Source organism: Pseudoalteromonas sp. 1_2015MBL_MicDiv (assembly GCF_002407505.1).
GTDB classification, from domain to species: Bacteria; Pseudomonadota; Gammaproteobacteria; order Enterobacterales; family Alteromonadaceae; genus Pseudoalteromonas; species Pseudoalteromonas fuliginea.
In genome coordinates this window covers 122,416-138,104 of the sequence record NZ_CP012737.1, presented here as the reverse complement: position 1 = coordinate 138,104, position 15,689 = coordinate 122,416, and the positions used below count along the sequence as shown (strand labels likewise).

The following is a 15,689-nucleotide window of genomic DNA, read 5'->3' as shown; positions in this document are numbered from 1 at the left end:
CTAGAAACAAAAAAGCCGCTCACCTTGAATGAACGGCATTACAGTCTTAGCCGCGTTTTAAAGTATTAAATTTAAAAAATTACTGCCAAGGGCGCTCAGCTGCTAGTTGTTTTTCAAACGTATCAATTTGTGGGTTTAGCGTTTCGGTTACACCAATAAAATCTAAGCCACTTAATAGGCGCTCTTTTACTTCTTTACTAATATCAAAACTAAATGATGAAAACTTACTGCTTGTTAGTGTTTGATTTTCAAGGTCGATTTCAATGTTTATATCGTCGTGCTGCTCGCTAAGTGCAAACAACTGCTCAAGTGTGTCGGCAGGTAACGCAATGGCGAGCATTTGGTTGTTGCCGCAGTTATTAAAGAAAATATCAGCAAAACTTTCAGCCAAAATCACTTCAAAACCATATTGCTTGAGCGCCCATGGCGCGTGCTCGCGCGATGAGCCACAACCAAAGTTGTCGCGCGTTAATAATATTTGCGCGCCTTGGTAACAAGGGCGGTTTAAAATAAAGTCAGGGTTTGGCTCGTCGTTATCTAGGTAGCGCCAATCGTAAAACAAGGCAGCATCAAAGCCTTCGCGGCTAGTTGATGTTAAAAACTGCTTAGGAATAATTTGGTCAGTATCTACATTGTTTTTATCAAGTGGGGCCATTAAGCCACTAAAAAATATGCTCATTATGCTTCTCCTCTAATATCAACAAAGTGGCCATGTATTGCAGCGGCTGCCGCCATTGCAGGGCTTACTAAGTGCGTACGTCCGCCACGGCCTTGGCGGCCTTCAAAGTTACGATTAGACGTAGATGCACAGCGCTTACCTGCTTCTAGGCGGTCATCGTTCATTGCTAAGCACATTGAGCAACCCGGTTCGCGCCACTCAAAGCCAGCCGCTTTAAAAATATCGGCTAAGCCTTCGTCTTCAGCTTGTTTTTTAACTAAGCCAGAGCCCGGTACAATTAACGCCTCTATGCCGGCAACAACATGTTTGCCTTCAACAATTTTTGCAGCAGCGCGTAAGTCTTCAATGCGACTATTTGTACATGAGCCAATAAATACCGTGTCTACTTTCGCGCTTGATAATTTATCGCCCGCTTTTAAGTCCATGTATTTAAGCGCGCTGCGAATAGCATCGGCTTTAATTAAATCAGGCTCTTGGTCAGGATCTGGTATGCACTCATCAACACCAATTACTTGCTCTGGGCTTGTGCCCCAAGTAATTTGTGGCTGAATGTCGTCGGCATTTAGCTCAACAACTAAATCAAAGTGTGCGCCTTCATCTGTTTTTAAGGTTTCCCAGTATTCAACAGCTGCGTCAAAGTCAGCGCCTTTAGGTGCAAACGGACGACCTTTTAAGTAATCATAAGTAATTTGGTCAGATGCAATTAAACCCGCTTTTGCACCCATTTCAATACTCATATTACATAGCGTCATACGGGCTTCCATTGAAAGCGCTTCAATGCCTGCACCACAAAACTCAGCTACATAACCTGTGCCACCAGCGGTACCTAACTTGCCAATAACCGCCATAATTAAATCTTTAGCCGTAACCGTTGGACGCAATACACCGTTAATTTGAATTTTTAACGATTTCGCCTTTTTTTGCTGTAGCGTTTGCGTTGCTAATACATGCTCAACCTCAGACGTACCAATACCATGCGCTAATGCACCAAACGCACCATGTGTAGAGGTATGGCTATCGCCACATACAATGGTTGTGCCTGGCAAGGTAATACCTTGCTCTGGGCCCATTACGTGCACAATGCCTTGGTTAATCGAGTTTAAATCGTAAAGTACAATACCAAACTCTTTACAGTTTTTATCAAGCGCCATTAATTGGTTTTTAGATACTTCGCTTGCCGCATCAAGTGAACGGCTCTTAGTCGATACGTTGTGATCCATCGTTGCAAAAGTTTTTTCTGGGCAACGTACAGTACGGTTTTTTTCACGTAGACCTGCAAAAGCCTGCGGAGAAGTAACTTCATGCACTAAATGGCGGTCAATATAAAGTAAGTCGGTTTGCTCATTTATGCTGGCAACGGTATGTGCTTGCCAAATTTTTTCGTATAACGTTTGGGCCACTTGCTAATTCCCTAATCTGTTTGAGTTGCAGCATAACGGTGCTGCAACTTTACTATGTTATTAAATGCGTGAAACGATGGCTGCTGCCACATCGCTTGTGCTGTAACCTTCATTTGGATATATATCTGGTGTGCCAACGCCTGCTTCTACGGCTTCTGCTACTGCTTTTTCAATGGTGCGTGCAGCTTCGTCTTGCCCTAGCGAGTAACGTAGCATTAATGCGGCACTTAAAATTTGTGCTATTGGATTTGCAACGCCTTTACCTGCAATATCTGGTGCTGAACCGCCTGCTGGCTCGTACAATCCAAAACCCGATTGATTCAAGCTTGCCGATGGTAATAAGCCCATTGAGCCTGTGATCATGGCGCACTCATCTGACAAAATATCGCCAAATAAGTTATCGCAAAGTAGTACATCAAACTGGCTAGGCTGTTTAACTAACTGCATAGCGGCGTTATCTACGTAAATGTAATCTAGGCTTACTTCTGGGTAGTCTTTGCTTACTTCGGTTACTACTTCGCGCCATAATACACTTGATGCAAGTACGTTTGCTTTATCAACAGAGGTAACATGGTTACTACGTAATTTTGCAGCTTCAAAAGCAAAGCGTGCAATACGTTCAATTTCTTTTCGTGAGTATGTTTGCGTATCAAATGCAAACTCTTCTGCGCCTTCACCACTGCGGCCTTTTTCGCCAAAGTAAATGCCGCCAGTAAGCTCGCGCACACATAAAATATCAAAACCTTTTTCACTAATATCAGCGCGAAGTGGCGACGCTGCACTTAATGCAGGTAATAACTGTGCAGGGCGTAAATTACAAAACAAACCAAAGTGCTTACGAAGCGGCAATAACGATGCGCGCTCAGGCTGCTCATTTGGTGGTAAGTTTTCCCATTTAGGACCGCCTACCGAACCAAATAAAATAGCGTCAGCGTTTTCACATGCAGTAAGTGTACTTTCTGGTAATGCTTTACCAAATTCGTCAATGGCTGCGCCACCAATTGCATAATGTTCACGGTTAAGGGTAAAACCAAACTTATTGCTCACAGCATCCAATACTTGCTCTGCTGCTGCCATTACTTCTGGACCAATACCGTCGCCAGCTAATACTGCAACGCTGTAGTTTGTTTTACTCATCCTGCTTTCCTTTGTTGTTTTAAATCAGACACTTTTTGTGCACGATAAATTAAGTTATAAACACGGATCATGGCGCGTACCGACGCTTCAACCACATCCGCTGCAATGCCCGCACCGTGGTAAGGTCGGCCATCGTATTTAGCTATAATATTTACTTGCCCTAATGAGCTTGCACCTTGGCCTGTCGCTTCTAAGTTATATTCAATCATTTCAACGCTCATACCGGTTAAGCGCTCAATCGCTGCAAACGAAGCTTCAACTGGGCCATTACCTGTCGCGGCTTCTTGTTTTGCTTCGCCATCAATTCGCATGCCAATGGTAGAGCTTGCTACCGATTGCGAGTTAGAGGCTGAGTTAACAAATTCTAATTGGTATTTTTCGTCTTTGTCGTTAATTTGATTAAAGTAAATCATCGCCTCAAGGTCGTAATCGTATACTGTGCCTTTTTGGTCAGCCAATTCGATAAAGCTTTTATATAAGCCATCCATATCGTAATCAGATTTTTGATAGCCTAACTCTTCTAAGCGATGCTCAATAACATGACGACCCGAACGCGAAGTCATATTTAATTGGTTGCTTGGCACACCAACGCTTTCTGGCGACATAATCTCATAAGTATTTTGCGCTTTTAATACACCGTCTTGGTGAATGCCTGAGCTATGTGCAAAGGCGTTTTCGCCAACAATCGCTTTATTTGGTTGTACTGGCATATTACAAATTTTAGCCACTTGGCGAGATGCGCGGTAAATTTCTTCACTTTTAATATCTGTGTATACTTTTAAGTGGTCTTTGCGCATTTTCATGATCATCGCCACTTCTTCAAGCGAGCAGTTACCAGCCCGCTCACCAATGCCATTAATAGTACACTCAATTTGGCGCGCACCGGCTTGCACTGCAGCCACAGAGTTTGCTACTGCTAAACCTAAATCGTTGTGGCAATGCACACTTAAACGCGCTTTATCAATATTTGGCACGTTATTCATTAAGTGGCGGATCATTGCAGCGTATTCGTCTGGCGTTACAAAACCAACGGTGTCTGGCAAATTAATAGTTGAAGCTCCGGCGTTAATTGCCTGCTCAACAATTTTACATAAATCCCAGTGCGGCGTACGACCGGCATCTTCACACGAAAATTCAACATCATCAGTATAGTTACGTGCCAATTTAATTGATTTAACGGCCATTGCCGTTGCATCATCTAGGCTCATACGTAATTTATGTTCAAGGTGCAAAGGGCTTGTTGCAATAAAAGTATGAATACGGCTTTGTTGTGCAGTGCGAAGTGCTTCGCCACAGGCTTCAATGTCTTTGGCAACAGATCGTGCTAAACCACAAATAATCGGGCCTTTTACCTCAGTTGCAATACGTTGCACCGAGCGAAAATCAGCAGGGCTCGAAACCGGAAAACCCACTTCCATCACATCCACATTCAAGCGGCTAATTGTATGCGCTAATTGAATTTTATCATCTTCAGTAAGGCTTGCTTTAAGTGCCTGCTCACCATCACGTAAGGTGGTATCAAAAATCCATACTTTATCTTGCTCTTGCATAACTGCCCCTCATTCCTATGTTACCCAAATTTCAATTAATCCCAGCCGCGAGATAAAAAAAACCCCGCAATTGCGGGGTTTTTAGTGTTCAACTCGATGCAAACACACTAATCCCCGCTCACTTGCCATAGCAGTAAGAGGTTCAGTTTTAGTGTAATTAAACGAATAATATGCATCTTGTTTTCTTGTGTGTGTGTTCAGTGAAGCCTATTTTTAACATTACAAAGCGATGGAAGCAAGCATAAAAATTCCACAAAACAGATTTAAAAATGATTCAATTGGGTCTTTTAATTCAAGCTAGGTGCTTATTGAGAATTAAAATAACAAATACGCGACTAGTGACGCTTAAATTAATAAGCACTGCAATATACCGTGCTTATATTAACTTTTTGCAATTTTTTTAAGCTATGCTTCTTTACTCGTTTCTCTTACGTAATGCCCGGCCCCACGAGTAATATAACGTAATTGCCAAATAACGCGCTCAATCAATTCGTCGCGTTGCAATCCTTCTATATCGAGCGCTTCTGCACCCGCATTAAATACGAGCGTTACCATAGATTCCGCCTGAATATAGGCATGCATAGCGTTGCATTTAGTTTCACTTTCTAAATAATGAGCCAGCTCTAAAATAAAATGTTTTACCTCGCGGGCTACAGCGGCTCTAAATGCTTTAGAAGTCCCAGAGCGTTCTCGCAGCAACAACCTAAATTGGTTACTTGAGTTATCAATAAACTCCATAAAAGTAACCACTGAGGTATTTATAACACTGCCGCCATCGTTCGCTATTCGTCTACGAGCTTGGCGCATAAGTTGGCGAAGGGTTAAACCCGCTTCGTCTACCATGGTTAAACCTAGCTCATCCATGTCTTTAAAATGACGATAAAAAGACGTTGGGGCAATACCGGCTTCTCGTGCTACTTCGCGTAAACTTAAATTCGAAAAACTATGATCAGCACTCAGCTGATTAAATGCCGCTTGAATTAACGCCTGTCGTGTTTTTTGTTTCTGTTGCGCTCTAACACCCGACATCAACAGCTCCCTGAATTATTTTATATGAATATTTAGTGATATTAGCTCAATTGTACAGTCTAATACTTGACGACAAGAGTTTGAAATACTATTTTAGCTTACAGTTGTACGCTGAGATTGAGAATTATGAATAAACCACCGATTATTTGGACAAACGTCCTATTTTTTAGCCTAACCTTTTTGGCGGCTGCCACACTTGTACCTTGGTACGCCATTAGCTACGGATTTACCAGCGCGCATTGGATTGCTTTTGTAGGCTGCATGTTTTATGCAGGCTTATCAATTACTGCCGGCTACCATCGATTATGGGCACATAAAACCTATAACGCACACCCTGCAGTTGAATTTATTTTTGCACTTGGTGGTGCTTTTGCACTGCAAAACAGTGCATTGCATTGGAGTAGCGATCACCGTATACACCACGGTCAAGTTGACGACCCAATAAAAGACCCTTACGCGGCGACCAATGGTTTTTGGTATAGCCATATCGGATGGATGTTACGTGACTACCAAGGCGATAGCTACGGTGATTATAGTAATTGTCGTGATTTACAGCGCAATAAAATTGTTATGTGGCAACACAAACATTACTTAAAGCTTGTGATTGCTATGAACGTAGGCTTGCCTCTAGCACTTGGTTTATTGGTTGGTGATGTGTGGGGTATGTTAATTCTTGCAGGTTTACTACGCTTAGTACTGAGTCAACACTTTACCTTTTTTATAAACTCAGTTGCACATATTTGGGGCTCTCGCCCATACACCGAAAAAAATACGGCACGCGATAACGGCTTTTTAGCGTTATTTACATACGGTGAGGGGTATCACAACTTCCACCATATATTTGCAAGCGACTACCGTAACGGTATTAAATGGTTTCATTACGATCCAACAAAATGGATGATCCGCTCTTTAGCAGCTGTTGGTTTAGCTAATAAACTAAAGCGTACACCTGTTGAACGTATCGAAAAAGCTAAGGCCGAAACGCTCATGAGTAAAACGCAAACGCGTCTTGCAAAATTGCCTTTAGCACAAGATAAGATTACATTATTACAACAAGAGTACGATTTACTGCTGAAAAAACTGCAAAATTATTGTTCACTACAAAAACAAGTGTTAGAAGTTAAAAAAAATAACATGGCAAAGCAGTGTGAACGCTCAGCATTAATGGCACAATACCATGAGTTGGAAGCCGCCTGGGAAAATCAAAAACAGGCATGGCTAGCACTTAATGCGAGGTTATTAAAAGCCTCTTTTAATTAATTTAGGAGTGGCTGTGGCCAAACAACCAGAACAAAAAAAAGTACCCGTGACATACCAATATGACGCAATTATTATTGGCACGGGTCCTGGCGGTGAAGGTACCGCCATGAACCTTTCAAAAAACGACAAAAAAGTAGCGGTTATTGAACGCCAAGAATCTGTTGGTGGCGGTTGTGTACATTGGGGCACAATTCCTTCAAAAGCGCTTCGCCACTCTGTTAGTCGTTATATTGAATATAAAGCAAATCCGTTATTTAATGTTGGCGAGCGCCCTAGCCGCTTAACATTTCCTGATATTTTACGTCACGCCAGTTCGGTTATTTCTAAGCAATCTAATTTACGCAGTAGCTTTTACGATCGTAACCGCATTCATATGTTTCAAGGCGATGCGAGCTTTGTAGATAAGCACACTATTGAAATAAAACGAAATGACGGCTCAACCGAACGACTGACTGCTAAAACGATTGTTATAGCAACGGGTTCGCGCCCTTATCGCCCGCCAGAGGTCGATTTTACGCATTCTCGTATTTACGAAAGTGACACAATACTTGGCCTTGAGCATGACCCTCATCGCGTACTGATTTATGGTGCAGGTGTTATTGGTTGTGAGTACGCGTCAATATTTAAAGGTTTAGGCGCTAAAGTTGATTTAGTTAATACACGCGACCGACTACTTGCCTTTATGGATGCAGAAATATCTGACGCGCTTAGCTATCACTTTTGGAATAGCGGTATTGTTATACGTCACAACGAAGAGTTTGACCGAATTGAAACGCGTGATGATTGCGTTATTATGCATTTAAAATCAGGTAAACGTGTAAAAGCTGACTGTATTTTATTTGCTAATGGCCGTACTGGTAACACTGATACACTAAATCTTGAAGCCATTGGCTTAAAAGCCGATAGCCGTGGCCAATTAAAAGTTAACGAAACATACCAAACAGAAATTGATAACGTCTACGCTGTAGGTGATGTAATTGGCTATCCAAGCCTTGCAAGTGCTGCGTTTGACCAAGGTCGTATAGCTGCTGATGCAATTGCATGTGGTAACTGCGATGACAGACTGATTGTTGATATTCCGGCTGGTATTTATACCATCCCAGAAATGAGCTCAGTCGGTAAAACCGAGCAAGAGCTTACAGCCGCTAAAGTACCGTATGAAGTTGGCCGTGCTCAGTTTAAGCATTTGGCACGTGCTCAAATTGCTGGTACTGAAGTAGGTAGTTTAAAAATATTATTCCACACCGAAACCAAAGAAGTACTTGGCGTACATTGTTTTGGCGAGCGTGCCTCTGAAATTGTTCACATTGGCCAAGCCATTATGGAACAAAAAAATGGTGGCAATAATATCGACTACTTTGTGAATACCACATTTAACTACCCGACCATGGCTGAAGCCTACCGTGTTGCAGCATTAAATGGTTTAAATCGCTTATTTAAATAAGTAGTTTTAAATGCCTTTATAAATAGGTAACAAAAAACCCGCAACTTAGCGGGTTTTTTACTTTTAAACAGTTTTAAAGCTTGTTTAAGTGACTATTACTTATGGTACTTAGCACTTAGCTCATGTACTGCATTAATGAATACGCCAGCATTTTCAGGGTCTACATCTGGTGTAATACCGTGGCCTAGGTTAAACACGTGGCCATTACCTGTACCGAAGTCTTCTAAAATAGTACCTACTTCTTGGCGAATACGCTCTGGTGTACCATGTAACATAGATGGGTCCATATTACCTTGTAGAGCTACTTTATCACCCACACGGCGTTTAGCGTCGCTAATATTAATAGTCCAATCAAGGCCGATTGCATCACAACCTGTTGCTGCAATAGCTTCAATCCATTGACCACCATTTTTAGTGAACAAAGTAACCGGTACTTTACGACCATCGTATTCACGAATTAAGCCATCTACAATTTTATGCATATATTGCAGTGAAAACTCGTTGTAATCGCGCGGGCTTAATACACCACCCCATGAGTCAAATACCATTAGCGATTGCGCGCCAGCTTTAATTTGAGCATTTAAATAATCAATAACTGAGTCAGCTAACTTATCGAGTAATAAATGAAGTGTTTGCGGTTCTGCAAACGCCATTTTTTTGATTTTACCAAATACTTTGCTGCTACCGCCTTCAACCATATAAGTTGCTAGCGTCCAAGGTGAACCAGAAAAACCAATAAGCGGTACTTCACCTTTAAGTTCACGACGAATAGTGCTTACCGCGTTCATTACGTAGCCAAGCTCGTCAGTTGGATCAAGTTTTGGAATTTTTTTAACATCAGCAAGTGATGAAATAGGACGTTCGAACTTAGGACCTTCGCCAGTTTCAAAGTACAGACCTAAACCCATTGCATCTGGAATCGTTAAAATATCACTAAATAAAATAGCAGCATCTAACGGGTAGCGACGTAGTGGCTGCAGTGTAACTTCACATGCAAGCTCAGCATTACGGCACAGGCTCATAAAATCGCCCGCTTGTGCACGTGTAGCGCGATACTCTGGTAAATAGCGTCCTGCTTGGCGCATCATCCATACCGGAGTTACATCAACAGGTTGTTTTGCAAGTGCACGTAAATAACGGTCGTTTTTTAATTCGCTCATGGCGTAAATGATCCTAAGACTTGTATAAATTGTGCAAGATTGTACCACCATATTCTCCGACCCTCTATTGCTTAGGGACGAAAACAGCCTTACCTAGAGGCAGATCAATATAATCTACGGTTTCAACCTATTTTGACTATAAAACAAGCAAACAAACCATAACATTTAAAACTTTTTATTAATATGTTTGCAACATCGAAAAAAGCTTGTTATTGTTTGTCCCGCGTTAACAAAAACAATAATAAAAATCTTAAAATAATAAAAATAAAAGTTTTAAAATAACAACAATAAAAATTATCTCATAAAAATAAGAAAGCTTGTTATAACAAGCCAATGAAAGAAATTAGACCACCTTAACCGGTGGTTTTTTCTTGCCTGCAATAAATCTCACCATTTACCATTCAATAAATTACATCGCTTTTAGAACATCTATTTTACTTGTTGATATACACGCAAATTAAATATATCTTGATGTATATAAACTTATTATACTTAATTTAAAGACCAACCCAGCTAGGAGAACAGTTATGCTGACGCGTGTAGAAAAAGCTCAACAGAAATGGGGTGGTAGCCACACAGTAATCGATAAATGGTTAAATGAACGCCAAGAGCTTATTGTGCTCTTTTGTAAAATGGCTGGTTTTTCTCCATATGATAAAAAAGATCATGCTTTACCAGAGCCTGCTCAAATTGAATCTTTTTGCCAAATTCTGATGGATTACTTGTCTGCCGGTCATTTTGAAATTTATGATGACATTGCTAAAGCTTGTGAAAATAAAGGCCCAAAAAGCCAAGAACTTGCCAATGCAATTTACCCGCGTATTTCTAGTACAACTGATATTGCACTGGATTTTAACGATAAATACGCAGAAGTAGATAAAGAAGACTTATTAAAAGATTTTGATAACGATTTATCTGTTATCGGTGAAGCGCTAGAAGCACGATTTGCGTTAGAGGATGAGCTTATTGATAACTTGTTTTCTAATCACACGAATTAATACGTGTAAGTAACGTATTAAAAAAGGGACCTAAGGTCCCTTTTTACATTTATAAGCTAAATAACTTTTAGTTTATATGATGATTATTTTGCAGGAGCTGCGTCTTCATCGTTTTGAATTTCAAGTAATTCAACATCAAAAATAAGTGTTGAGTTAGCAGGAATTTTACCTAAATCGCGGTCGCCGTAAGCAAGTTCTGAAGGAATAGTAAACTTGTACTTAGAACCCACTGACATAAGCTGTAAACCTTCAGTCCAACCCGCAATTACGCGGTTAAGAGGGAAAGTTGTAGGTTCGTTGCGTGCATATGAGCTATCAAACTCAGTACCGTCTAATAAAGTCCCTTTGTAGTGTACTTTAACTACATCAGTTGCTACTGGCTTTTCGCCATCACCTTCACTAAGCACTTCGTACTGCAGGCCAGACTCCGTTACTGTAACGCCTTCTTTTTTAGCGTTATCAGCTAAGTATTTAACACCCGCTTCTTTGCTTTTTTCAGACTCAACTTTTGCTGTTTCTTCTTGCTTAGTACGTACTGATGTATCTAATGCAGTTAACACTTCACGAATTTTTTCTTCGTCAATTTTTGCATTACCAGCAAGTGCGTCTTCAAAACCACGAATTAAAAGTGCTTGGTCTAGTTCAATACCAATTTCAGTTTTGTCTGCTAAGTCTTTATTTAAAAAGTTACCTACAGATGCACCAATACCGTATGCTTGTTGCTGTTCAACAGTGTCTAGCTTAACTTCTGCTTGTTCTTTTTTTGCTTCTTGATTACAAGCTGTAAGCGCTAAAACTGACGCTGCAATCAATGACAATTTAATCGTCTTTTTCATTTTAAATCTCCGACACACTTTGCAGTTGTCATTTATTGTATTATTACTAGTTAAAGATTAACGGCCTACATGATAGGCTGCTTGTTTAATGACTAAATTTCACATTGTTAGCTAAACTAAAAACATATCCAGTGATTAGACAAACAACCTAGGCATTCAACGCGTCCTAGTCTAACCTCTCAGTCACTAAGAGTTAAGAGGAAATACCTGTAACATGTCGATATTTCGTACTTATTTAATCGTATTAAGCTGTTTTTTAGCTACAGCTTGTACCGATAAAAAACAACAGGCTGTAGCAAGCTACGAACATGCTGCGCAAGGTGCATTTTCATCAACGCTATCGAACGATGGTAAATACAGCTTGATCTCCTCCATTAACCATGGGGTCGCCCTGTGGGATAATCAACAGCAAGTGCTAAAATACCAGTGGTTTCAGCAACAATCACAAGATAGCCTAGTGTATGCAGTAGCCATTGCTTTTGATAACAGCGTGGCCATTACCGCCGAAAAAACCACGTTTGCGGTGTGGGATATAGCCACAGGCAAAAATAAAGGTTATTACAAAATACAAAAAGCCAGTATTCGCGATATTGCCATTAGCAATCAAGGCCGTAGTGTTTTATACGGCCGTAGCGACGGCGTAGTTGTATTCATAAACCTTGAAACCGGCAGGCGTATCGAATTTTTAGGCCACCAAGATAAAGTTAACACCGTTGACCTATCACCTAACGGACGCTACGCCTTAAGTGGTTCTAACGATTATGTTGCTTACTTTTGGGATACACGTACAGGGCAAGTAATTCATCGTTTTAATCACCCAACGCGTGTTACCCAAGTGACGCTCGATCCACAAGGTCGCTATGCGTTTACGGCCGATAGCATGGCACAAGCAAATGTATGGAAGCTGACTACAGGTGATCTTGTGAGTAAACTGAAGTATATTGCGCGTCAGAAAATTTTTACTGCTGTGCGTTTTAACGAACAAGGCACTTTGCTTGCAACCGGCTCGCCAAATAAGCGCGTAGATTTGTGGCAAATACCAAGCGGTGAAAAAATTCAAACTTGGCAGGTTACCCCGCGCGAAGGCAGTAAGCCTAAATCGGCGGTGGTGCTAGATGTGACATTTACAGATAACGGTAAGTCGTTGTTAACCGAAAGCTCCAGCGGTATCGCAGAGCGATTTATTATACGAGAGAATAATGAACACAATTGAACATCGCTTAATGGAACTTGAAGCCAAAGTGGCTTTTCAAGACGAAACAATTGAAGTCTTAAATGATGAAATAAAAGTGCACCAGCAACTTTTAGCAAAAATGAAACGCCAAACTGAGCTACTAGCAGAAAAAATTAAAGAGTCGCAGTCATCATCGTCTATGATGTCTGAAGTACCTGAGCCGCCTCCACCGCACTACTAAAGCCGGTAAAAATTAGGCAATAAAAAACCGGGTTAGTCGCCCGGTTTAAATACACCAATTACTTGTTCAAATTGGCGAGTAGACGCCTGAACAGCGTTATCAGGTTGCGCCATTTTATGGCCACACTCAACACACTCTACTTTTTCAACATCATGTTCTCTGTATAGCATCATAGTATCCATGGCTTTGCAGTCAGGGCACGATGCACCAGCAATAAATCGCTTTTTTTGTCTCACAACATTTTTCCTGTGGTTAGAACTGCTGTCATTTTATCGTATAACTTCACTTGTTGATACGCTTGATAAGCGCATTAAGTTCTATGGTATGATAACGCCAACTTAACAAGGGCACAGCAAAGTAACGCATTCATGATCCAAATCTCAGAAATAGAACTACTTCGTGGCGGTAAAGCCTTATTAAAAAACGCATCAGCTACGTTATTCCCAGAACACAAAGTAGGCCTTGTTGGCGCTAATGGTTGTGGAAAATCAACGTTATTTGGTTTACTAAAATCAGAACTACAACTAGATGCCGGTAACTGTAGTATTCCAAAAGATTGGTCTATTGCCTCTGTTAAGCAAGAGACACCTGCACTTGAAATAAGCGCGATTGATTATGTACTGCAAGGTCACCCAGAATACTACGCAATGCGTATAGCACTGCGTGAGGCCGAGAAAATCAACGATGGCGACACACAAGCCAAAGTACATATTCAGCTTGAAAACATAAAAGGCTATAGCATTGAATCAACCGCAGGTGAGCTATTACATGGTCTAGGCTTTGCCAATAACCTTATAGAAAACCCTGTAAGCTCGTTTTCGGGTGGTTGGCGTATGCGTTTAAACCTTGCCCAAGCATTAATACGCGACGCCGATTTACTACTTCTTGATGAGCCAACAAACCACCTTGATTTAGATGCCGTTTATTGGCTTGAACGCTTTTTACGCGCTTACACCGGCACCCTTGTACTTATATCGCATGACCGTGAGTTTTTAGATGCAGTGGTTGATCAAATTTGGCATGTAGATAAGCAACTTATCAACGTTTACAAAGGTAACTACTCGCAGTTTGAACGCCAAAAAGCAGAGCGTTTACTACAACAACAAGCAATGTTTGATAAGCAACAAGATCAAATTGCGCACCTTGAGCAGTTTATAACGCGCTTTAAAGCAAAAGCCAGTAAAGCTAAACAAGCACAAAGCCGTGTGAAAGCACTTGAACGCATGGAAAAACTAGCGCCGGCACATGCCGACTCGCCATTTAACTTTGAGTTTGCAGAGCCAAAAGCATTACCAAACCCACTAATGACAATAGATAAAGCCAAAGCGGGTTATGGTGACGTCACTATTTTAAATAATATAGAGCTAAACCTTGTACCAGGCAGCCGAATTGCTTTACTTGGCCGAAATGGCGCAGGTAAATCAACATTAATTAAACTGCTTTCTGGTGATTTAGAGCCGCAAGCTGGCGAAGTTATTCAGCATCACGGATTAAATATTGGTTACTTTGCGCAGCATCAGCTTGAATCTCTTGATTTAAAAGCCAGTGCAATAATGCACTTGCAACGCCTCGACCCAAAAGCCACTGAGCAATCACTACGTGACTTTTTAGGTGGTTTTGCCTTTATTGGCGATAAAGCCCTTGAGCCCGTAGCCCCATTTTCGGGCGGCGAAAAAGCACGTTTAGTACTTGCCATGTTGGTATACCAAAAGCCAAACTTATTACTACTCGATGAGCCTACAAACCACCTTGATTTAGAAATGCGCCATGCACTTGTTATGGCACTACAAGGCTTTGAAGGCGCTATGGTTACCGTATCGCACGACCGCCATATGCTTAAAAATACCGCCGATGAGTTTTACTTAGTAGATGACGGCAAAGTAACCCAGTTTGGTTACGATTTAGATGCGTATTACCAGTGGTTACTCAATGCGAATAAAGAAGCGGTTAAAGCGCAGCAAAGCGACGAGCCTAAAGCAAATCCGGGTGTTAACCGTAAAGAGCAAAAACGCTTAGAGGCTGAGTTTAGAAAGGCCACTCAGCCACTTAAAAAGCAAATTGAAAAGCTTGAAAAGCAACTCGATAAATTCACCGCTGAATTAAGTGAAGTTGAAGTGACCTTAGGTGATAACGAACTCTACAACGACGATAACAAAGCCAAGCTTAAAGAGTTATTAGCTAAGCAAGCAACCCTTACACCTAAACTTAACGACGTTGAAGAAGAGTTACTTATGGCACTTGAAGAAATGGAAGAAAAAGAGCAGGCATTCGCCGATGAACTTGCTCAATAGCGACCATTTTTGGCAGTTTGCGTGCACCTTGTACGCAAAGCCTGTGCAACAAACAACCTTGCTGGCACTACAAAACCAGCAAGGAAAAAACGTCAATTTATGCTTATTACTGCTTTATTTAGATTCATTAAATTTAAGTATTAATACCCAACAGCTAAATGAGTTAACGCAAGTAGTGAGTGAGTTTGATACTCACGTATTACAACCCCTGCGCGCCGCACGCAGCTATTTAAAAACTAATCAGAATACGATAAGTGATTACGCTACAATACGCGCAGAGTTACTAAGCACTGAGCTAAAGCTTGAAAAACAACAGCAATGCATGCTCATAAGCACCGCTAACGGTCTTAAATTAAAAACTTCTGATACACCCAACAATATAAAGCTATACGTGTAAGTAAATACATTTCATACATTGTTGAAGTACGCACCGAATCTATAGAACCCCCTCTTAAAGCATGATCTAAATCAACTTAGCTTCACTCCTACA

General features: G+C 41.1%; 15 protein-coding genes. 7 read left to right on the top strand and 8 right to left on the bottom strand.

The features are described from left to right. Nucleotides 1-79: 79 nt before the first annotated feature. The 5 genes from leuD to fabR form a co-directional block, all read right to left on the bottom strand. Nucleotides 80-679, bottom strand: coding sequence for a 3-isopropylmalate dehydratase small subunit (gene leuD, locus AOR04_RS00675; protein ID WP_096792234.1), 600 nt, complete (start codon nt 677-679; stop codon nt 80-82). Then, nucleotides 679-2,079: a 3-isopropylmalate dehydratase large subunit gene (gene leuC, locus AOR04_RS00670; RefSeq protein WP_096792233.1), complete on the bottom strand. Its 1,401-nt coding sequence runs from the start codon at nt 2,077-2,079 to the stop codon at nt 679-681. The genes leuD and leuC overlap by 1 nt, the downstream gene beginning before the upstream one ends. Nucleotides 2,080-2,139: 60 nt before the next feature. After that, entirely contained in the window at nt 2,140-3,216 is a 1,077-nt protein-coding gene (leuB, locus tag AOR04_RS00665; protein ID WP_096792232.1) for a 3-isopropylmalate dehydrogenase, read from the bottom strand. Then, complete coding sequence (leuA, locus tag AOR04_RS00660; RefSeq protein WP_002961090.1) at nt 3,213-4,766, bottom strand: 2-isopropylmalate synthase; 1,554 nt, start codon at nt 4,764-4,766, stop codon at nt 3,213-3,215. The genes leuB and leuA overlap by 4 nt, the downstream gene beginning before the upstream one ends. Before the next feature lie 405 nt (nt 4,767-5,171). Continuing rightward, entirely contained in the window at nt 5,172-5,795 is a 624-nt protein-coding gene (gene fabR, locus AOR04_RS00655) for an HTH-type transcriptional repressor FabR (RefSeq protein WP_002961087.1), read from the bottom strand. 126 nt (nt 5,796-5,921) lie between these two features. Here fabR and AOR04_RS00650 point away from each other — a divergent pair, with 126 nt between their 5' ends. Further along, entirely contained in the window at nt 5,922-7,055 is a 1,134-nt protein-coding gene (locus AOR04_RS00650; protein ID WP_008138662.1) for an acyl-CoA desaturase, read from the top strand. 13 nt (nt 7,056-7,068) lie between these two features. Beyond that, entirely contained in the window at nt 7,069-8,499 is a 1,431-nt protein-coding gene (gene sthA, locus AOR04_RS00645) for a Si-specific NAD(P)(+) transhydrogenase (RefSeq protein WP_198403004.1), read from the top strand. Between the two features lie 95 nt (nt 8,500-8,594). On the opposite strand, the gene hemE is transcribed toward sthA, so the two are convergent. Then, complete coding sequence (gene hemE, locus AOR04_RS00640) at nt 8,595-9,659, bottom strand: uroporphyrinogen decarboxylase (RefSeq protein ID WP_002961084.1); 1,065 nt, start codon at nt 9,657-9,659, stop codon at nt 8,595-8,597. 527 nt (nt 9,660-10,186) lie between these two features. Between hemE and AOR04_RS00635 the strand changes: the two genes are divergently transcribed. Further along, nucleotides 10,187-10,657 carry an Rsd/AlgQ family anti-sigma factor gene (locus AOR04_RS00635; protein WP_008138658.1) on the top strand — a complete coding sequence of 157 codons (471 nt, stop codon included), beginning with the start codon at nt 10,187-10,189 and terminating at the stop codon, nt 10,655-10,657. An 83-nt stretch (nt 10,658-10,740) separates the two neighbouring features. On the opposite strand, the gene fkpA is transcribed toward AOR04_RS00635, so the two are convergent. Then, a complete protein-coding gene (gene fkpA / locus AOR04_RS00630; RefSeq protein ID WP_007378902.1) occupies nt 10,741-11,493 on the bottom strand; it encodes an FKBP-type peptidyl-prolyl cis-trans isomerase in 753 nt (250 codons plus the stop codon). Between the two features lie 214 nt (nt 11,494-11,707). Here fkpA and AOR04_RS00625 point away from each other — a divergent pair, with 214 nt between their 5' ends. Both AOR04_RS00625 and AOR04_RS00620 read left to right on the top strand, forming a co-directional pair. Next, on the top strand, nt 11,708-12,706 hold the full coding sequence (locus AOR04_RS00625) for a WD40 repeat domain-containing protein (RefSeq protein ID WP_096792231.1): 999 nt from the start codon (nt 11,708-11,710) through the stop codon (nt 12,704-12,706). Then, nucleotides 12,693-12,908, top strand: a complete 216-nt coding sequence (locus tag AOR04_RS00620; protein WP_004335946.1) for a SlyX family protein — start codon at nt 12,693-12,695, stop codon at nt 12,906-12,908. The genes AOR04_RS00625 and AOR04_RS00620 overlap by 14 nt, the downstream gene beginning before the upstream one ends. A 32-nt stretch (nt 12,909-12,940) precedes the next feature. Here AOR04_RS00620 and AOR04_RS00615 read toward each other — a convergent pair whose 3' ends face one another. Beyond that, a complete protein-coding gene (locus AOR04_RS00615; protein ID WP_007378899.1) occupies nt 12,941-13,144 on the bottom strand; it encodes a YheV family putative zinc ribbon protein in 204 nt (67 codons plus the stop codon). Nucleotides 13,145-13,276: 132 nt separating this feature from the next. Here AOR04_RS00615 and AOR04_RS00610 point away from each other — a divergent pair, with 132 nt between their 5' ends. Both AOR04_RS00610 and AOR04_RS00605 read left to right on the top strand, forming a co-directional pair. After that, complete coding sequence (locus AOR04_RS00610) at nt 13,277-15,199, top strand: ATP-binding cassette domain-containing protein (protein WP_096792230.1); 1,923 nt, start codon at nt 13,277-13,279, stop codon at nt 15,197-15,199. After that, a complete protein-coding gene (locus tag AOR04_RS00605) occupies nt 15,183-15,596 on the top strand; it encodes a TIGR02444 family protein (protein ID WP_096792229.1) in 414 nt (137 codons plus the stop codon). Before AOR04_RS00610 ends, AOR04_RS00605 begins: the two co-directional genes overlap by 17 nt. Nucleotides 15,597-15,689: the final 93 nt, after the last annotated feature.